Raw genomic sequence first — 18168 nt, 5'->3', positions numbered from 1 at the left:
CCGCACGGGGACGCCGCTGAACGGCCGTACCGACGAAGTGCGCACCCGTTCACAAGGCGGACCCCTGGAGGGGGACATGAACAGTCTCGACTGGGCTGTACTCATCGGCTACTTCGGCGTGATGGTCGCGATCGGACTCTGGTCGCACAAACGCGTGGACAACGTCAGCGACTTCTTCACGGCCGGCGGCAAGATGCCGTGGTGGCTGTCCGGGATCTCGCACCACATGTCCGGCTACAGCGCGGTGATGTTCACCGGCTACGCCGGGATCGCGTACCAGTACGGGGTCACGTCCTTCGTGACCTGGTCACTGCCGATCGCCATCGGCATCTTCATCGGGGCGAAGCTCTTCGCGCCGCGGCTGAACCGGCTGCGCTCGCGGCTCCATGTCGCCTCGCCGCTGGAGTACCTCAAGAACCGCTACAACATCCAGACCCAGCAGGCGCTCGCCTGGTCGGGGCTGCTGCTGAAGATCGTGGACGTCGGCGCCAAGTGGGCCGCGATCGCCACCCTGTTGTCGGTCTTCACCGGCCTGTCGATCTCCCAGGGCATCCTCATCACCGGTGTGGTCACGGGGATCTACTGCACGGTCGGCGGGCTGTGGGCGGACGCACTCACCGAACTGGGCCAGTTCATCATCCAGTTGTTCGCCGGGCTGGCGATGCTGCTCGCCGTGATGAGCAAGCTGGACGGCTTCTCCACCCTGTGGACGGTCTGGGACAAGCTGCCCGACGGGCACGCGGATCCGACCGCCGGGCCCTACACGGTGACGTTCCTGCTGGCGTTCCTCTTCATCAAGACCTTCGAGTACAACGGCGGCATGTGGAACCAGGCCCAGCGGTACATGGCGACCGACTCCGCCGCCTCCGCGACCCGTTCGGCGCGGCTGTCGGCGATCCTGTGGTTCGTCTGGCCGCTGGTGCTGTTCTTCCCGATGTGGTGCGCCCCGCTGCTCGTCGACGCCCAGAAGCCGGACGCCTCCGACAGCTACGCCCTGATGACCGAACAGCTCCTGCCGCACGGCCTGTTGGGGCTGGTCGTCGTGGGGTTCTTCTCCCACACGATGGCCATGTGCTCCTCGGACGCCAACGCCATCGCCGCCGTCTTCACCCGGGACATCGCCCCGACGCTCTCGAAGGCGGCGCGCGGCTGGGGCGACCGTGCCGGGCTGATCGCGGCGCGCTGGACCACGGTGACGTTCCTCGCGCTGTCGATGGCGATCGCGACGCAGGTCAACTCCCCCACGTTCAAGGACATCATCACCGTCGTGATCAAGTGGGTCGCCGGTCTGATGGGGCCGATCGCGATCCCGTTCATGCTGGGCCTGCTGCGCCCGTTCCGTAAGTCGGGACCGACGGCGGCGCTGGTCAGCTGGGGGATGGGCCTGCTGGCGTTCTGGCTGGTCAACTACCCGATCGACTGGGCCGTCGAGGGCGGGGTCCCGCTCCAGTACCAGGTCTCAGTGCCGCTCGCCGTCTCGCTCGTGCTGTACGTCCTGATCGGCTTCGTGAAGCCGGAGGACACCCCGGAGCGCGACGCGGTGCTGGCACAGATCAACGCGGGCGACGGGGACGGTGTCGGCGGCGGTGGTACGGCGGCGGCGGCCGCCACGATCCCCGCACAGGACGGAGGCGGGAGCCCAGCCACTCAGCCACGCCCGTAAGCAGCCGCCCGGGCGGGCGGCCCGGCCACTCAGCCGCGCGGGTAGCGGGCCAGCCAGCCCGGGGCGGCGGCGGTCGGGCTGTGCAGGGCCGGGCCCTGGGTCATCTCCATCGCGAAGTCGTCGGCCAGTTCGAGGAGCGTGGGGCGCCCCTCCAGCTCCGCGAGCCAGGCCGGCGGCAGCGCGGTCTCGCCGTGCAGCGCACCCAGCAGCGCCCCGCAGAGGGACCCGGTGGCACGGGACGGCCCGCCGTGGTTCACCGCGAGCCGTAGCCCGTGCCGTACGTCCTCGCTGACCAGGGCGCAGTACACGGCGACGGCGAGCACCTCCTCGGCGGCGTCGCTCGCACCCAGCGCCTCGATGAGCGCCGGGCCCGGGATGCCCTGCCGCACGGACCCGAGGGCCTGCTGGAGGGCCTCGGTCACCGGCTCGTGGCCGGGCCGCCCGGCCAGGAGGGCCAGGGCGTGCTGAACGGAACCGTCCAGGGTCTCCCCGCGCGCCAGCCCGTGCACGAGTACGGCGAAGGCTCCGGCGGCCAGCTGGGCGGCGGGATGGCCGTGGGACTGGGCCGCGCACTCGACGGCCAGCTGGAGCACGAGCTGCGGCTCCCACCCCACGAGCAGCCCGAACGGCGCGGACCGGGTGACCGCGCCCGCGTCCCGGGCGGAGGGGTTCTTCGGCCGCTCCAGCGTGCCCATGACCTTGTCGCCGAACCCGCCCAGGCACTCCCGGGTGGGCCCGCGGCGGGCGTAGAGCCACTCCTCGGCGGCCAGCCACCCGTTGTCCTTGCGCCGCTCGTCGGGCCCCCAGTCGTGCTGGGTGGCGGCCCAGCGCAGATGGGCCCGGTGCACATCGGTGGGCGGGTGCCAGGCACCGGTGTCGCGGCGGACCTGGGCGCGGATCAGCCCGTCCACGGTGAACAGGGTGAGCTGGGTGAGCGCGGTGACGGCCCCGCGTCTGCCGTGCGCGGGAACGTAGTCGGTGACCCCTTCGGCCCCATGGGCCTCACGGATCCCTTCCAGCGTGAGCCCGGTGACCCCGGCCCCGAGCGCGTCCCCGATGGCCCCGCCGAGCAGCGCCCCGCGGACCCGGCTGCGGAAGTCCTGCTGCTCGGCCCGTCCCCAGACCGCCGTGGTCCCTGTGCTCACCCCGCCCCCTTCCCGACACCGCGTGCGCCTGTGCGGGCCTTTGCGGGCGACCGCGCAAGCACTGTAATCGAACGGGAACGGGCGGTAGAGGGGGCGACCGGGGTACGTACGGGTATGTCGACGGACGTCCTTGAGGTCGTTTTTGGGCCGGTCGGAAGGGGCGTCGGCCCTACGACCCCTCCCCGGCCCTACGGTCCCCCGCCGCCCCCATCCGCTCCCGCTGCGTCCGTGCCCACCCGTACTCCGGGTCCAGCTCCAGCGCCCGGTCCAGGTCCGCGCGGGCCTCCGTGAGCCTCCCCAGGGCCTCCAGCGCCAGGGCCCTGCTGCCGTGGGCCCAGGCGTAGTCGGGGTCCAGGGCCAGGGCGCGCCCGTAGCAGGCGACGGCCTCCTCGTGGCGGGCCGTCGCGCGGTACACCTCGCCCCGCTCCCCCTCCGTGCCCGCAAGCCCGGGGGTCAGCTCATCGGCCCGGTCCAGGTCGGCGAGGGCGCCCACGGGGTCGCCCAGGGCGGTGCGGACCCGGGCCCGGCGGACCAGGGCCCAGGCGTACTCCGGCCACAGCGCGACCGCCCGGTCGAAGTCGTCCAGCGCCTCCTCGTGGCGGCCCAGGCGGTGGCGGACCAGGCCCCGGCTGCCCAGAGGTACGGCGGCGGACGGGTCCAGGGCGTGGGCCCGGTCCAGGACGGTCAGGGCCTCCTCCAGCCGGCCCATCCGCCGGTACGTCTCACCCCGCTCGTACACCGCCCAGGCCCAGGCGGGCGCGATCTCCTCCGCCCGGTCCAGGTCCGCTAGGGCCTCCTCGTGGCGGCCCAGCGACCGCAGCACCACCGCCCTGCCCTGGTGGGCGCGTTCGCTGCGCGGGTCCACCGCGATCGCCCGGCCGTGGTCGGACAGGGCTGCCTCGAACTCCCGGGCCCGGTAACGGTCCCAGGCCCGCGCCACCAGGGCGGCCACCCTGTCCGTGTCCGTCAACTCGGCGCGGGTCAGGAGGAGTCCGAGTACGGCCGTGGGGCGGGGGCCGTGGTCGGTGCAGGCGGTGAGGAGGTCGCGGCCCCAGTCGCGGAGTACGGCGCTGTCGGCGTCCTCGCCCGCCTCCACCAGGGTCCGGGCCCAGTGGCGGGCGGCGGACGGCTGTTGGCCGCACACCTCGATCCCGGCGCGCAGGGCGTCGGGCAGCGCGGTGCGGGGGCGGGCGCAGAGCCGGTGGTAGAGCACGTCCAGGGCCGCCCGGCGCCACGGCTCCTCGGCCCAGAGGCGTTCCGGGTCGACACCGGGGGCCGCCGCGTCCCTCCGCTCAGCGAAGGCGTCGGCCAGCCGGTCGTGCGTCTCCCTCCACCGCTGCGGGGAGCCGGTGCGCTGGAGCCGGAGCATCGGGGCCCGTACGACGCCGTGGTAGCGGGAGCGGCCCGAGTGCGGCTCCACCACGAACGGCAGCTCGTGCAGCCAGTCGTAGAGCCCGGGGAGCGAGGACGGTACGGCGACGGCCACCAGGTCCTCGTCGAACCGCCTCGGCAGCGCGCACGCCAGAGCCGCAGCCCGGCGGTCCGGGTCGCCCTCGCCGGCCAGGAAGCGTTCGACGGCGGTCGCGTTCGCCTCACCGGCCGCCCCGGGGTTCGCCGCGAGCGTCGACACCAGGACCGGCAGCCCGCCGGAGAGCCGCAGCACCTCCCGTACGACGGGTTCCTCCACCACCCCGCGTCCGGTGAGGAGTCGGCGCGCCTCCGCCTCGGTGAACGGCCCCAGCGGTACGTCGGCCACCAGGCGGCCCCGGTCGCCCCAGTGCGCCGGATCGAGGCGGCGCTGACCGGCCAGGGTCAGGACGAGGTTGGCGGGCAGCTCCCCGTACCGGCCGCGGATCAGCAGGTCCGCGAGCCACCGGTCCAGCAGGGGCGCGGTGCGTTCGTAGGTGTCCAGGAACAGGGCGACCCAGGGCACGGCGTCCGCGACCCGGTCGAGCTCGGCGACGAACACCGGCGTGAGGACCCGTACCGGCTCCGCCAGCAGCCGCGCCTCCTCCTGCTGCCGGGCCCGCCCCCCGAACACCGCCCGCAGCCCGCCCGCGCCGCGCGCCACGACCGCCGGGTCGATGCCCCCGGCCAGCGCCCCGACGACGGGTATCGCCCCGGCCGCGATCAGCCCGGCCTGCGCGGCGGCCAGCGCCCCGGGCGAAGGTTCGTCCTCCGTCGCGAGCCGGTCGGCCGTGTCATGGAGGGCGCGCCGGTACGTGGTCAGCAGCCGGTCCAGCGCCTTGAGCGGGTGCCCCTGCCCGGCGAACTGCGCGGCGACGGCGGCGAGTACCTCCGGTACGGAGTCGGCGCTCTCGTCGACCGATGCGGTGAGCGCCCCGAACTCCTCGGCTGTCTGCTGCCATTCCCGTACGAGCGAGGTCTTGCCGACCCCCGCGTTGCCCCGTACATGGAAGACGAACCGGTGGCCCGGGTCCTCGGGCGGAGTGGTGAAGTTCCCCCGGAAGAGGTCGAGTTCGGCTTCCCGGCCGACGAACGCGGCGCGCCGCTGCCCCTCGATGATCTGCTGGAGCGAGAGGCGGCGGGGCGGGGTCGCGGGCATGGCCCCAGTCTGTCAGTGGACCTCGGGATCCGGCAGCCGCTGCCCCCGGCTGTGCGCGATGAGCAGCACGTCCCGCAAGGACAGCACGGCCTGCGTCAACGCGAACCGCAGGGCGACCTCCCCGGCCACCTGGTCCGCCAGCACCTCCTGCGCTCCCTCCAGCACGACGTTCCCGCACTCGATCTGCTCCTCCTCCGTCTCGTCGGCGAGGCGGGAGATCCGGCTGTTGGGGTCGCTGGTGCTCAGATAGCAGGGCTTGCCTTCGGGGGACCTCCAGGGGAGGAGGCGGAGCTGCGAGGTGTCGATCATGTCGGTGTCCTTAGCGCGTGGGGGCTCGTGTGACCCTGACGGGTGGCGATTACCGTTCGTGCCCCCATCGTCACGGCCGCCGCCCTACGCTCGACAGAGGCACGCGATTGCCTGTGCACAGGACAACGGCAAGGGGTCGGGGAATCGGGGATGACCGAAGTCGCGGAAGTGGACGTGGAAGCGGAGTCGGGGCGCGCGGCGCTGGGGCGCGCCCTGAAGTTCCTACGGGAGAAGGCGGGTCTGTCACTCGGCCAGCTCGCGGTGAAGACCCGGTACGACAAGAGCTATCTGTACCGCCTGGAGACAGGCAAACGGCTCTCGAAGCTCGCGGTGATGGAGGACCTGGACCGGTTCTACGAGACGGGCGGGCTGCTGGTCGAGCTGTGGAAGGTGGCGCGGCGGGAGGTCTTCAAGGACAAGTACAAGGAGTTCATGCGGCTGGAGTTCGGGGCGCGCATCATGCACCTGTTCACGCTCGGCATTCCCGGACTGCTCCAGACCGAGGATGTGGCCCGCGCCCTGTTGTCGGGCGACCAGGAAACGGAGAGCGAAGCCGAGTCGGTCGAAGAACAGGTCATAGCGCGACTCGGCCGTCAACAACTGCTCTACCGCAACCCGGCCCCCACCGTCCGCATCATCATCGACGAGTACGGGCTACGGCGTCAGGTGGGCAGTGCGGAGGTGTGGGAAGCCCAGCTGGAGCACCTGATCGCGATCGCGGAGCTGCCGATGGTCACGCTTCAGGTGTTGCCACTCTCGGCCGGGGCCCACCATTTGATGGACGGCTCCCTCACGCTGATGTGGCAGGACGACGGGAGTGCCGTTGCCTATATGGAAGGCAACCAGTGCTCCGAATTGCTGGAGGATCCGGAAGACGTCACGCGCGCCCGGCTGTCCTACGATCGGGCACGGGATCGGGCGTTGCCCCCGCCCGACTCCATCGCGTTCATCAGGGGCGTCCTGAAGGAGTTCAGAGGATCATGAAGCGCACGCCCGACCTCTCAACCGCGACCTGGCGCAAGTCCAGCTACAGCGACGGGGGCGACAACAACTGCATCGAGGTGGCAGACGGCTACTCCGGCCTCGTCCCCGTGCGCGACAGCAAGGTCCCCGCAGGCCCCGCCCTCGTGATCGCCGCGCCCGCCTGGACCGCCTTCATCGGCGACGTACGGAAGGGGAACCTGTGACCGCATCCACCACCCCCGACCTCTCCACCGCAACCTGGCGCAAGTCCAGTTACAGCGACGGGGGCGCGAACAACTGCATCGAGGTCGCCGACGGCTACCCCGGCCTCATCCCCGTACGCGACAGCAAGACCCCCACCGGCCCCGCCCTCCTCGTCACCGCCCCCGCCTGGGCGGCCTTCGTGGAGTTCGCGGCCGGGGCCTGAACCCGGCGGCGTACGCCCCCAGGGCCCGCGTCTTCGTCCTCACCGGGCGAGGGCGCGGGCCCTCGTGCGCCCGTCCACGTGCGGCTTCCTGAGAAAATCGCGTACCGAGGTGGGCAGTGCGACCGTATGCTCGCGAGCGGGACGGGGCTCGTAGCGCAGCGGTTGTCGCGCCTTCACCTCATGTGGGAGGACGCCGGTTCGAATCCGGCCGGCCCCGTCCTGTCGGCTGCCGGGTTCACCGTTGCGGGCGGCGGTGGGCGGATGGCGTCGTGTTCGACCATCGGGAGCAGCATCCGGATAGCGCCCGGGGCGGCCTGCACGCAGGCGACGGCGAGGGTCGCGCGATCACGTGGGCCAGGGCGTAGGGCTCGTACGCCCTGGCCGCCGGCCGTCAGGCCCAGGGGTCGAAGGGGATGCCGCCGGGCTTGGAGTTGTTGAGGAGATTGCGGAAGCGGTTGTCCTTGTCGGTGACCTTGATGGTGGCGGCGCCGAAGTCCGCGTTCATCAGGCGGTCGCGCAACTCCGTGCTGGGGAAGCCGTTCCAGTCGACGATCGGGGGGTAGCGCCAGTTGCCGTAGTGGTTCTCGGGCGGCTCGTCGTTGCCGTTGGCGAGGCGGAAGAAGTGCGTGCTCGCGCCGTCCTTGTGGTAGACGATCTTGGGGTGCGAGCCGTCGAAGCGCACCTGGGAGCGGGGGTAGGTCTTGACCGTGCTGTGCTGGGTGGTGGAGACGTAATCCACCTGGTTGGAGCCCTGGTTGACCCAGGAGACGACGTGCTCGAAGTCGTGGCGGTGCCCGCCGAGGCCGCTGCCGTGGACGGCCTGGTCCTTCTCGAAGTAGCCCGCGTAGACGATGCCGCACCAGCCGTTGTTGCACAGGGAGCGGGCGTACGTCTGGGAGTTGTCCAGGTCCGACCGGTCCCGGCAGCTCCCGTTGATCGCGCCGGTCGTCTTCAGGCCGGGCGCGAGGGTTCCGTCCGGGCCGATGGCGGGGGTGGCGTAGCAGCCGTCACCGTCGTAGTCGAAGGCGGGCGAGAACGTCTGCTCGTAACCGCCCGCGTTCTGGGGGAGGTTGCGCGGCGGGTCGGCGTGGGCCGTGGACGCGGGGATCAGTACGAACAGGGCCGCGGCGGCGAGGACCGTGCCGACGCGCGAGGCCCGGCCCCTGACGGAGGCGGGCGGCCTGGGGCCGGTGGAGGCGGGGGACGGGGAGGGCGGTTTGCGCATACTGCTTCTCTCCTCGTGGAGGCGTGGCCGAAGCGACTACCGGCCGCCTCGGCGTGGGGGCACCTGTCGCAGTCTGCAGGACCCCGGGCGCGCTTGTCCGTACACGGACACAAGTTTCCATGACGGGGTGGCGACATCGCGGAGATATTCGGAGACATTCAGCATCCCGTCACCAGGGCGCACAGGACGCCGAGTTCGCAGCGGGACGCGGCTCGCCGCTGCGGACGATCATTGGCTTCGCACCGGAAAAGTAGCTGATACTACTGCAGAGGCCCTGGTCACGACGGGTGACCGCCCCCAGGGGGTGGGGCCGGGCAGCCGCGCGAGGCGGCTGCCCCGATGAATCGGAAAGGCGATCGCGTGAGCACCAAGCACCCCCGCCCGGCGCTGAAGACCGACGAACAGCTGCCGCGGTCCTCCCGGCATGCCGCGACTCCTCAGCAGTCGACGGCGGCACCGGCGGGGCTGATGGCGTTGCAGTCCACTCTGGGCAACGCCGCGGTCGTGCAGATGCTCCGCGAATCCGGTCACTCCCAGGAGCAGCACCGGCACACCGACGGATGCGGGCACCAGCCGGGCGGGCAGGCCTCGGTGCAGCGGTCCGGAGCGCAAGGGTCCGCGGTGCAGCGGTCCGCGGTCCACGACGTCCTGCGCGCCCCCGGACGCCCCCTGGACGACGCCACCCGCACCGACATGGAAGCCAGGCTCGGCGCTGACTTCTCCGACGTCCGCATCCACAGCGACAGCGCCGCCAAGGCCTCCGCCGCCGAAGTCGGCGCCCGCGCCTACACCTCCGGCAGCCACGTCGTCATCGGTGACGGCGGCAACGACAGGCACACCCTCGCCCACGAGCTCACCCACGTCATCCAGCAACGCCAGGGGCCCGTCGCCGGCACCGACAACGGAACGGGGCTCAGGGTCTCCGACCCGTCGGACCGGTTCGAGCGCGAAGCGGAGGCGAACGCCGGCCGGGCCATGGCGGCCCGCCCGCAGACCGCCGCCACGGACGTGCAGCGCCTGGCGGCGCCCTCCCCCGGCCACGGCCCCAGCCCCTCCGTGCAGCGCGTCGCGGGCCCCCAGGACCGGCTGACGGTCGACTACTGGGAGGAGCAGGCGGGCTTGAGCGGCGCCAGCAAGGGCGCCGCGAAGGCGAGGGCCACGCAGATGACGACGTCCAAGGCGAACGCGAAGAAGTTCAAGGCCAGCAAGCCTCCGCGCCGGATGGACGAGGTCATCGCGTCCGTCGGCCCGAACCTTCTGCGCGCCCTGGCGGACAAGGGGCCGGACGCGGGCAGGATGGAGCTGTACAGGTCCATGAGCTTCGAGGAGGCCCACAGCGCCCTGACCTACTGGGGCGACGGAGCCGCCCGGCAGGCCCTGACGGAGTACCTGACCACCGAGGGCCGTTCAGCGGCGGGGTTCAGGGAGAACCACAAGGGCCTGACGATCGGAGCCCACCTCGGCGACCAGGGCCAGGCCGACGGGTACTACAACACCGACAGTGCCTCCTACGCGGTCCAGCTGAAGTTCACGCTGAAGCCCGGCGCCCATGAACTCCTCTACAACCAGGACCACATGGCCCTCGGGCCTGGCTACAAGAACGACCTGATCCGCAAGGCGAACGCAGACGGCGGAGAGTTCCAGAACGCGACCCAGAACGAGGGCACGCTGGGCGGGTACATCGGCGTGAAGGCCGAGGACAAGGAGCCCTACAGCCTGGGCATCGCCCAGGGCGCCAACGGCAAGAACGGCCGGGAGGTCAGCGCGAGCCAGCTGCTCTTCCAGCTCTTCGTCGAGAACGTCGAGCTCGTGAAGAACCGGTCCGGGAACGACCTGCCCACCGCCGCCCCCGGCCCGGCCCCGCAGGAGGAAGCCGCGACCGTGTGACCCGGCGGCGACTCCCCCTGACCGGCACGGCAACCCCTGGCCGTTACGGCAACCCCTGACCGGCGCGGCGACCGCGCCCCTCCCCCTCAGCTCGGCAGCACCGGCAGCAGTTCCGGCAGGTGGCCGTCCGAGGCCGTGGCCGCCGCGACGCGTTCGGCCGGGACCTCCCCGTACAGCGTGGTGCGCGGGCGGGAGGGGCGGCCGGCAAGCTCGGCGATGGCCTTCAGGTCCTGGATCGAGCGGTACGAGCCGTAACTCGACCCCGCCATACGGGAGATGGTCTCCTCCATCAGCGTGCCGCCCAGGTCGTTCGCGCCCGAGCGGAGCATCTCCGCCGCACCCTCCGTGCCGAGCTTCACCCAGCTCGTCTGGATGTTGGTGATGTGCGGGTGGAGCAGGAGCCGCGCCATGGCGGTGACGGCCCTGTTGTCGCGGTCCGTCGGGCCCGGGCGGGCGATGCCGGCCAGATAGACCGGGGCGTTGGTGTGGATGAAGGGGAGGGTGACGAACTCCGTCAACCCGCCTGTCTCCTGCTGGAGTCGGGAGAGCGTACGGAAGTGGCCCAGCCAGTGGCGGGGCTGGTCCACGTGGCCGTACATCATCGTCGAGGACGAGCGCAGGCCCACCTCGTGTGCCGTCTTGATGACCTCCAGCCAGGTGGCCGTGGGCAGTTTGCCCTTGGTGAGGACCCAGCGGACCTCGTCGTCCAGGATCTCCGCCGCCGTACCGGGGATCGAGTCGAGCCCGGCCTCCTTGGCGGCCGTCAGCCAGTCGCGGATCGACATGCCGGTGCGGGTCGCCCCGTTGACGACCTCCATGGGCGAGAAGGCGTGCACGTGCATGCCGGGGACGCGTTCCTTCACCGCCCTCGCGATGTCGAAGTACGCCGTCCCGGGCAGGTCCGGGTGGATGCCGCCCTGCATGCAGACCTCGACCGCGCCGACGTCCCACGCCTGCGCCGCCCGGTCCGCGACCTGGTCCAGGGAGAGGGTGTACGCGTCGGCGTCCGTGCGGCGCTGGGCGAAGGCGCAGAAGCGGCAGCCGGTGTAGCAGACGTTGGTGAAGTTGATGTTCCGCGTGACGATGTACGTGACGTCGTCGCCGACCACGTCCCGGCGCAGGGTGTCCGCGATCCGGCACAGCTCGTCCAGCGCCGGGCCGTCCGCGTGGAGCAGGGCGAGGGCCTGGTCGTCGGTGAGCTTCGTCGGGTCGTCGGCGGCCTGGCTCAGGGCCTGGCGTACGTCGGCGTCGATGCGGGACGGGACCATGCCGGGGGCCGCCGCCTCACGGAGCGCCTCCCAGTCCCCGTACACCTCGTCGAAGTCGTCACGGCGGTCACCGGTGCGGCCCTCGGTGTCGATGGTGGTGTGGAGGTCGGTGCGGCCGGAGGAGGTGAACCCCTCGTCCGGCTCCTGCCAGGGCAGCCCGACAGGAAGCACGTCCTCGCGGGCGAGGCCCGTCTCCGGGTCGGCCAGGGCGCGGACGTGCGGGAGGAGGCGGGGGTCGAGCCACGGCTCCCCGCGCTGGATGAACTCCGGGTAGATGGTGAGGCGTTCGCGGAGCGTGAAGCCCGAGTCGGCGGTCTTTGCGGCCAGTTCGTCGATGTGCGGCCAGGGGCGTTCGGGGTTGACGTGGTCGGGGGTGAGCGGCGAGACCCCGCCCCAGTCGTCGATGCCCGCGCCGATGAGCAGCGCGTACTCGGCGTCCACCAGGTTCGGCGGGGCCTGGATGCGGGCGGACGGGCCGAGGATGTGCCGGGCCACCGCGATGGCGGCGGCCAGCTCCTCCAGCTCCGCGTCGGGCATCCCGCGCATCGCCGTGTCCGGCTTGGCGCGGAAGTTCTGCACGATGACTTCCTGGATGCCGTGGTAGGCGCGGGCCGTCTTGCGCAGCTCGAAGAGGGAGTCGGCGCGCTCCTCGTACGACTCGCCGATCCCGATCAGGATGCCGGTGGTGAAGGGGACATTGGAGCGCCCCGCGTCTTCGAGGACACGCAGCCGCACCGCCGGTTCCTTGTCCGGGGAGCCGTGGTGCGGGCCGCCCGGCTCGGACCACAGGCGGGTCGCCGTCGTCTCCAGCATCATCCCCATCGAGGGGGCCACGGGCTTCAGGCGCTGGAGATCGGTCCAGGTCATCACGCCCGGGTTGAGGTGGGGCAGCAGGCCCGTCTCCTCCAGGACCCGGATCGCCATCGCGCGTACGTACGCGAGGGTGTCGTCGTACCCCTCCGCCTCCAGCCACTCCCGCGCCTCGGGCCAGCGGTCCTCGGGGCGGTCGCCGAGGGTGAACAGCGCTTCCTTGCAGCCCATCGCCGCGCCCTCACGCGCGATGGCCAGCACCTCGTCGGGCGAGAGGAACATCCCGTGGCCCGCCCGGCGGAGCTTGCCGGGGACGGTGACGAAGGTGCAGTAGTGGCACTTGTCACGGCAGAGTCGGGTGAGCGGGATGAAGACCTTGCGCGAGTACGTGATCACGCCCGGCCGGCCCGCCGCCTCCAGGCCCGCGTCCCGGACGCGGGCGGCGGAGGCCGCCAGATCCGTCAGGTCGTCGCCGCGCGCCTGGAGCAGGACAGCGGCCTCGGTGACATCGAGGGCGACACCGTCACGGGCACGTTTGAGTGCGCGCCGCATGGCGTTGGAGGTGGGGCGTCCGCTCTGAGGATCGGTCATGAACCGAGCATACGAGCGAGGCGCGCGCGCCGGACCAGGGCCTCGGGGGTCGGATCGCGGGACCGGGGTGCCGGAACGGGTGCCGGACCGGTCGCCGGTGGGGCGGGTGCCCACGGCCCCCCTTCACTCGTGCGGGCCGACTCACCGAATGAGAGCCCTGCCACGGCATCCTCACGCCTAGTGTCGGCACGGTGATGGAAACGATCGTCCTCGGCATCGGCGAAACACTCGTACGCGACGACCGCCACTGGGCGTCCTGGGCCAACTGGCTCGGAGTGCCCGCGCACACGCTCAGCGCCCTGGTGGGCGCGGCCGTCGCCCAGGGCCGCGACGCCACGGACGCGCTGCGGGTGCTGCGGCCCGGCATGGACGTCGACGAGGCGTACCTGGCCCGGGCGGCCGCCGGGCGCGGGGAGCACCTCGACGAGTCGGACCTCTACCCGGACGTGCGGCCGGCGCTGGCGGAGCTGCGGGCGGCGGGGATCCGGGTCGTCGTGGCGGGGAACGGGACGGTACGGGCCGGGGAGCGGCTGCGGGCGCTGGACCTGCCCGCGGATCTGGTGGTGACCTCGGACGAGTGGGGCGTACGGAAGCCGGATCCGGCCTTCTTCGCTCGGGTGGTGGAGGCGTCGGGGGCGGAGCCGGGGGCGACGCTGTACGTGGGCGATCACCCGGCGGACGACCTGTTCCCCGCCGCGGCGGCGGGGCTGCGGACGGCGCATCTGCGGCGGGGGCCGTACGGGCACTGGTGGGCGGAGCATCCGGATGTGGTGGGGACGGCGGACTTCCGGGTCAACGCGTTGACGGAGCTTGTGGGGGTGGTGGGTGGATCCCCGGCCCGTCCGGCCTCGGAGCCGCACCCGGCCCGTCCGGGAGTCGAGCCGCATTCATCCCGTCCGGCGTTCGAGGACGGAACCGGGGCGGTGGGGGTCGCGCGCCCTGCGAAGGTCTCGTACCTGAGGGGCCTCTGAGCGCCGGGCCCACCCCAGCAAGGGTTCCGTCCTCAAACGCCGGACGGGCTGGGGTGGGCCCGCCCAGCAGAGAAGGTGCCCGGCGGACCGAGGACGAGCTGGGGTGGGCCCGGGCCCCTTACGCCGGGTCGATCCGCGAGACCGCGCCGCCTATCGCCAACACGTACAGCTCCCCGTCACCCGCCTCCACGAACGAGATCACCTCGCCGCCCTGGACGCCCAGGTCGCCCTCGCCCGTCACCTCGCCGTTCTCGATGTTCAGGGTGCGGAGCGTGCCGTCGCAGTAGTCGCTGTAGACGTAGCTCCCTGCCAGGTCCGCGATCGCCTCGCCCCGGTAGACGAAGCCGCCCGTCACCGAGCAGCCCAGGCCGCTGCGGTCGTACTCGTGGACCGGGGGCACATGGTTCGCCGGCTCCGTGCCGCCGCGGAAGGGGTGGTTGCCCTCCATCGAGGACCAGCCGTAGTTCTCGCCGCCCTTGCTGCTCGCGGGGGCCCAGTCGATCTCCTCCCACTCGCTCTGGCCGACGTCCCCGATGAGCAGGTCGCCCGTGCCCGCGTCGAACGAGAACCGCCACGGGTTGCGGAGTCCGTACGCCCAGATCTCGTCCTTCGCGCCTTCCTCGGCCACGAACGGGTTGTCGGACGGGATGGCGTACGGCTCCCCGCCGGTCGGGTCGATACGGAGGATCTTGCCGAGCAGCGTGTCGAGGTTCTGGCCGTTGCCGTGCGGGTCGCCGCCCGAGCCGCCGTCGCCGAACGCGATGTAGAGGTAGCCGTCGGGGCCGAACTTGATGTCGCCGCCGTTGTGGTTCGGGTACGGCTGCTCCTGGGTGAGGACCGTCCGCCGGGAGTCCGGCTGGAGTTCGCCGTCCTGGACCGCGAACTCGTCGATGGTGCTGGTGCCTTCGAGGTCCGTGTACGAGATGTAGAAGTGCGCGAACTCCGGGTCGAACGCCACGCCCAGCAGGCCGCGTTCGCCGTCGGTCGTGGTCTCGGCGGAGATGTCGAGGACCGGTTCACCGAGGCCGTAGTCGCCCAGGACCCTTACCGTTCCGGCCCGTTCGGCTATCCAGACCTTGCCGTCCGGTCCGGCCGCGCCCGCCGACGGGCCCTGTGCGCGGGCCACTTCCGTGAGCACGACCTGTGCCTGGGCCTCGTCCGCCGACGCCGTGGTCAGCGTCGCCGTCAGGGTCAGGGATGCTGCGAGGAAAAGAGCGCCGATGATCGCCGAGCTTCTGGTACGAACTTTCACCGTGGCCTCCTGGAGGCGGCGAGTGGGGGAGTTCACCCTGGCTGCTCGGGGCAGAGTTCGGTGGGGGTGCCCGCGCCAGCATGCAACCGGGGTGGGGGGGCGTGTGCCACTGGCTACGGATGAGGGTACGGGGACGGGAGTGCATTGGCCTAGGCCAATGCACCGATGAATCCCCGCTGCGCCGGCCCTCCTACTTCCCCAGCACCGCCTCCATCACCTTCTTGGCGATCGGGGCACCGAGGCGGCCGCCCGAGATGTCCGAGCGGGAGATGTCCATGTCCGTCGGGTCGATGAAGACGGCGACGGCGACCGAACGTCCGTCGTCCTTCTTGCCGTAGCTGACGAACCAGCCGTACGGGACCTCGTCGCGCACGTTCACACCGCGCTGGGCGGTACCCGTCTTGCCGCCGACCGTCACACCGTCGATCAGGGCGCGCTTCGCGCTGCCCTCCTTCGCGGTGTGCTCCATCATCTCCTGGACCTTCTTCGCCGTCTCGGGGGAGACGGCCTGGCTCATCTCCGCCGGTTCGTTCGTCTCCAGCGTCGACAGGTCCGGGCCGCGCAGCTCCTCGACGATGTGCGGCTGCATCAGCTTGCCGTCGTTGGCGAGAGCCGCCGTCACCATCGCCATCTGCATCGGGGTGCTCGTCAGGCTGCCCTGGCCCATGCCGGTGAGGGCCGTGCCGGGCTTGTCGAGCTTCGGCGGGTAGAGGCTCTTCGTGGCGAGCAGGTCGCCGAACTCCTCCGCGTACACGTCCTCGTTGAAGCCGAACTTCTCCGCCGTCTCCCGCATCCGGTCCTCGCCCAGCTCGGCGGCCGCGTCGAGGAAGACGTTGTTGCAGGAGTACTGCATGGCGGTCTTCATCGACGCCTTGTTGCAGACGGCGTCCCCCGCCTCGCTGCCGATCTTGTTCCTGGAGAGCGGCAGCGGATACGGCGACACCGCCTTCGTCGGGGCGTCCACGTCCGAGACCACGCCGTGCTCCAGCGCCGCCGCGGCCGTGAGGATCTTGAAGGTCGAGCCGGGCGGGAACGTCTCGCGCAGCGGGCGGTTGGCCAGCGGCTTGCTCTTGTCGTCGAGGAGGGCCTTGAAGCGGTCGCTCTCCTTGAACGAGATCCCGGCGAAGACCTCGGGGTCGTACGAGGGCGTCGAGACCAGGGCCAGCACCTTGCCGGTGCGCGGGTCCAGGGCGACGACCGCGCCCCGGGCGCCCAGGTCGGTCAGCCCCTTGTAGCCCGCCTTCTGCGCCTTCGGGTCGATCGTGGTGATCACGCTGCCGCCGCGCCTCGGCTGCCCGGTGAGGACGTCCTTGGCGTGCCGGAAGGCGAAGCGGTCGTCCTGGCCGCTGAGGACGCTGTCGTACGTCCGCTCCAGCAGCGAGGTGCCCTGGGCCTGGGAGGCGTAACCGGTGACGGGCGCGTACATCGGCCCGTCCTTGAAGGTCCGCCGGAACGTGTAGTCCCGGCTGTCGGTCTCCTTCGAGCCGGTGACCGCCTTGCCGCCGACGATGATGTCGCCGCGCGGGGTGGCGAACCGCTCGAACCGCACCCGGGCGTTCTTCTCGTGCTGGGACAGCTCCACGCGGTCGACCTGCTGCAGCCAGTTCGCCCGCAGCAGCAGCGCCAGCACCAGCAGCCCGCAGAAGATGGCTATGTGCCGCAACGGCCTGTTCATTCCACTCCCCACCCAGGCGGGCCCGCGGCCCGCACACCCGAAAAGGCGTGCGGGCCGTGCCCACGTATGCGATCCCCCGGTGGTAAGGATGCCTTGTCGGCGCCCCCGGTTGCACCGACCCCGCGCGGCCGGGCCTCAGAGGAACGCCGCGTACCCGTCCAGCACCCGCAGCACCTCCGGCTCACCGGCCGGGGGCAGCTGGAGCACGACCTCCTCGATGCCCAGGTCCGCGTAGTGGGCGAGCTTGCCGGGGTCCGGGAGGACGGCGTACGGGACCACCTGGAGGTCCTTCGGGTCGCGGCCGGCCTCCTCCCAGGCCGCCCGCAGCTTCGGCACGGACTCCGTGAGGCCCCGGCCGCCGATGGGCAGCCAGCCGTCCGCGTGCTCCGCGATCGCCGCGAACAGCTTCGGGCCCGCCCCGCCGCCGATCAGTGTGCGGGGGCCGACGACCGGTCCGCGCGGCGCCTGCACCGGCTTGGGGTACGCGAAGCTCGCCTGGACCGAACCGAACTCGCCCTCGTACGCCGTCGGTTCGGCCGACCACAGGGCCCGCATCAGCGCCATCCGGTCGCGCGACAGCTCCCGGCGCGTGGCCCACTCGACCCCGTGGTCGGCCGCCTCCTCCACGTTCCAGCCGTAGCCGATACCGAGCGTGAACCGGCCGCCGGAGAGGTGGTCGAGGGTCGCCACCTGCTTGGCCAGGTCGACCGGGTCGTGCTGGGTGACCAGCGTGATGCCGGTGCCGAGCGTGAGCCGTTCGGTGACGGCCGCCGCCTGGCCGAGGGCCACGAAGGGGTCCAGGGTGCGGCCGTACTCACGGGGCAGGTCGCCGCCCGCCGGGTACGGGGTGCGGCGGCTCACCGGGATGTGCGTGTGCTCGGGCAGGTAGAGCCCGGCGAATCCGCGCTGCTCCAGCTCGCGCGCCAGTCTCACGGGTGTCACCGTCTCATCGGTGAGGAAGATCGTTGTGGCGATCCGCATCGAGAGCACCTCCGTCGTGGTCGTGGTCGGTGGGTACGTGGTCAGTGGCAGTGCGTACGGAGTGGGAGCCGGAGCCGGCCCGCGCGTCGTCCTTCCGGACGTCGTCCGTACGAATCGCCAACGTAAGCCGTACGTCGGTGAAATCCGAGACCGTGGCAGCCATCAGCCGCACCCGATCGAGGGAGCCCTCACATGACGGAACCGATCGCCCGGCGCAGCCTGCCCGCCTCCACCGCCACCACCGGCCTGACGCTGGCCGGGGTGAGCTTCGCCCACCCGGCGACCGTGCCGGGGCTGCCCGGCGCCCTCGCCGCCCTCACCGATCCGGTCTTCCTCACCGGTCCTGCCCGGTAGGGCGGACGCGGAAGGGGGAAGGCATCGGGGCACGATGGGCCGGCGATCCGACAGTCCGGCGATCCGGCGATCCGGCAGGGC

15 protein-coding genes and 1 tRNA gene are annotated in these 18168 nt (G+C 71.8%); 8 read left to right on the top strand and 8 right to left on the bottom strand.

Annotated elements, in window-relative coordinates; all coding sequences use genetic code 11:
• Positions 1 to 76 precede the first annotated feature (76 nt).
• A complete protein-coding gene (locus tag IE264_RS27400) occupies positions 77 to 1663 on the top strand; it encodes a sodium:solute symporter family protein (RefSeq protein ID WP_032758132.1) in 1587 nt (528 codons plus the stop codon).
• A gap of 29 nt (positions 1664 to 1692) precedes the next feature.
• On the opposite strand, the gene IE264_RS27395 is transcribed toward IE264_RS27400, so the two are convergent.
• From IE264_RS27395 to IE264_RS27385, 3 genes are all read right to left on the bottom strand, one after another.
• Positions 1693 to 2808 carry an ADP-ribosylglycohydrolase family protein gene (locus tag IE264_RS27395; RefSeq protein WP_032758134.1) on the bottom strand — a complete coding sequence of 372 codons (1116 nt, stop codon included), beginning with the start codon at positions 2806 to 2808 and terminating at the stop codon, positions 1693 to 1695.
• Between the two features lie 169 nt (positions 2809 to 2977).
• Entirely contained in the window at positions 2978 to 5374 is a 2397-nt protein-coding gene (locus IE264_RS27390; RefSeq protein ID WP_032758136.1) for a tetratricopeptide repeat protein, read from the bottom strand.
• A gap of 12 nt (positions 5375 to 5386) precedes the next feature.
• Positions 5387 to 5683, bottom strand: a complete 297-nt coding sequence (locus tag IE264_RS27385; RefSeq protein WP_015609182.1) for a hypothetical protein — start codon at positions 5681 to 5683, stop codon at positions 5387 to 5389.
• A 150-nt stretch (positions 5684 to 5833) separates the two neighbouring features.
• Between IE264_RS27385 and IE264_RS27380 the strand changes: the two genes are divergently transcribed.
• The 4 genes from IE264_RS27380 to IE264_RS27365 all read left to right on the top strand — a co-directional run bounded on the left by IE264_RS27380 (position 5834) and on the right by IE264_RS27365 (position 7290).
• On the top strand, positions 5834 to 6667 hold the full coding sequence (locus IE264_RS27380; protein ID WP_032758138.1) for a helix-turn-helix domain-containing protein: 834 nt from the start codon (positions 5834 to 5836) through the stop codon (positions 6665 to 6667).
• Positions 6664 to 6870, top strand: coding sequence for a DUF397 domain-containing protein (locus IE264_RS27375; protein ID WP_032758140.1), 207 nt, complete (start codon positions 6664 to 6666; stop codon positions 6868 to 6870). Before IE264_RS27380 ends, IE264_RS27375 begins: the two co-directional genes overlap by 4 nt.
• The gene (locus IE264_RS27370) at positions 6867 to 7073 is read left to right on the top strand and encodes a DUF397 domain-containing protein (RefSeq protein ID WP_032758142.1); all 207 of its coding nucleotides are present in this window, start codon (positions 6867 to 6869) and stop codon (positions 7071 to 7073) included. The genes IE264_RS27375 and IE264_RS27370 overlap by 4 nt, the downstream gene beginning before the upstream one ends.
• A 143-nt stretch (positions 7074 to 7216) precedes the next feature.
• Positions 7217 to 7290, top strand: a tRNA-Ile gene (locus tag IE264_RS27365).
• Between the two features lie 174 nt (positions 7291 to 7464).
• Here the strand turns inward: IE264_RS27365 and IE264_RS27360 are convergent.
• A complete protein-coding gene (locus IE264_RS27360; protein ID WP_031124083.1) occupies positions 7465 to 8298 on the bottom strand; it encodes an NPP1 family protein in 834 nt (277 codons plus the stop codon).
• Between the two features lie 339 nt (positions 8299 to 8637).
• On the opposite strand from IE264_RS27360, the gene IE264_RS38140 reads away from it, so the two are divergent.
• Entirely contained in the window at positions 8638 to 10185 is a 1548-nt protein-coding gene (locus tag IE264_RS38140) for an eCIS core domain-containing protein (RefSeq protein ID WP_078657510.1), read from the top strand.
• A gap of 86 nt (positions 10186 to 10271) precedes the next feature.
• Here IE264_RS38140 and IE264_RS27350 read toward each other — a convergent pair whose 3' ends face one another.
• Positions 10272 to 12854 carry a bifunctional FO biosynthesis protein CofGH gene (locus tag IE264_RS27350; RefSeq protein WP_078657511.1) on the bottom strand — a complete coding sequence of 861 codons (2583 nt, stop codon included), beginning with the start codon at positions 12852 to 12854 and terminating at the stop codon, positions 10272 to 10274.
• 194 nt (positions 12855 to 13048) lie between these two features.
• Between IE264_RS27350 and IE264_RS27345 the strand changes: the two genes are divergently transcribed.
• Positions 13049 to 13825, top strand: coding sequence for an HAD family hydrolase (locus IE264_RS27345; RefSeq protein ID WP_032758144.1), 777 nt, complete (start codon positions 13049 to 13051; stop codon positions 13823 to 13825).
• A gap of 118 nt (positions 13826 to 13943) precedes the next feature.
• On the opposite strand, the gene IE264_RS27340 is transcribed toward IE264_RS27345, so the two are convergent.
• The 3 genes from IE264_RS27340 to IE264_RS27330 form a co-directional block, all read right to left on the bottom strand.
• A complete protein-coding gene (locus IE264_RS27340) occupies positions 13944 to 15077 on the bottom strand; it encodes a PQQ-dependent sugar dehydrogenase (protein ID WP_032758145.1) in 1134 nt (377 codons plus the stop codon).
• Between the two features lie 190 nt (positions 15078 to 15267).
• Entirely contained in the window at positions 15268 to 16752 is a 1485-nt protein-coding gene (locus tag IE264_RS27335; protein ID WP_015609190.1) for a peptidoglycan D,D-transpeptidase FtsI family protein, read from the bottom strand.
• A gap of 135 nt (positions 16753 to 16887) precedes the next feature.
• Positions 16888 to 17733 (bottom strand): LLM class F420-dependent oxidoreductase, encoded by an 846-nt coding sequence (locus IE264_RS27330; protein WP_032758146.1) that lies wholly within the window; start codon positions 17731 to 17733, stop codon positions 16888 to 16890.
• A 192-nt stretch (positions 17734 to 17925) separates the two neighbouring features.
• Between IE264_RS27330 and IE264_RS27325 the strand changes: the two genes are divergently transcribed.
• Positions 17926 to 18087 carry a hypothetical protein gene (locus IE264_RS27325; protein WP_158706546.1) on the top strand — a complete coding sequence of 54 codons (162 nt, stop codon included), beginning with the start codon at positions 17926 to 17928 and terminating at the stop codon, positions 18085 to 18087.
• Positions 18088 to 18168 lie beyond the last annotated feature (81 nt).

It is taken from the genome of Streptomyces microflavus (assembly GCF_014650075.1).
GTDB classification, from domain to species: domain Bacteria; phylum Actinomycetota; class Actinomycetes; order Streptomycetales; family Streptomycetaceae; genus Streptomyces; species Streptomyces microflavus.
The sequence above is the reverse complement of the archived record's forward strand: the minus strand, read 5'-3'. Positions and strand labels throughout refer to the sequence as shown.

Excerpts from the sequence above, each read along its gene's own strand:
- IE264_RS27400 (WP_032758132.1), top strand. The coding sequence starts at position 77 with ATGAACAGTCTCGACTGGGCTGTACTCATCGGCTACTTCGGCGTGATG.
- IE264_RS27390 (WP_032758136.1), bottom strand. The coding sequence starts at position 5,374 with ATGCCCGCGACCCCGCCCCGCCGCCTCTCGCTCCAGCAGATCATCGAG.
- IE264_RS27385 (WP_015609182.1), bottom strand. The coding sequence starts at position 5,683 with ATGATCGACACCTCGCAGCTCCGCCTCCTCCCCTGGAGGTCCCCCGAA.
- IE264_RS27380 (WP_032758138.1), top strand. The coding sequence starts at position 5,834 with ATGACCGAAGTCGCGGAAGTGGACGTGGAAGCGGAGTCGGGGCGCGCG.
- IE264_RS27375 (WP_032758140.1), top strand. The coding sequence starts at position 6,664 with ATGAAGCGCACGCCCGACCTCTCAACCGCGACCTGGCGCAAGTCCAGC.
- IE264_RS27360 (WP_031124083.1), bottom strand. The coding sequence starts at position 8,298 with ATGCGCAAACCGCCCTCCCCGTCCCCCGCCTCCACCGGCCCCAGGCCG.
- IE264_RS38140 (WP_078657510.1), top strand. The coding sequence starts at position 8,638 with ATGAATCGGAAAGGCGATCGCGTGAGCACCAAGCACCCCCGCCCGGCG.
- IE264_RS27350 (WP_078657511.1), bottom strand. The coding sequence starts at position 12,854 with ATGACCGATCCTCAGAGCGGACGCCCCACCTCCAACGCCATGCGGCGC.
- IE264_RS27345 (WP_032758144.1), top strand. The coding sequence starts at position 13,049 with ATGGAAACGATCGTCCTCGGCATCGGCGAAACACTCGTACGCGACGAC.
- IE264_RS27335 (WP_015609190.1), bottom strand. The coding sequence starts at position 16,752 with ATGAACAGGCCGTTGCGGCACATAGCCATCTTCTGCGGGCTGCTGGTG.
- IE264_RS27330 (WP_032758146.1), bottom strand. The coding sequence starts at position 17,733 with ATGCGGATCGCCACAACGATCTTCCTCACCGATGAGACGGTGACACCC.
- IE264_RS27325 (WP_158706546.1), top strand. The coding sequence starts at position 17,926 with ATGACGGAACCGATCGCCCGGCGCAGCCTGCCCGCCTCCACCGCCACC.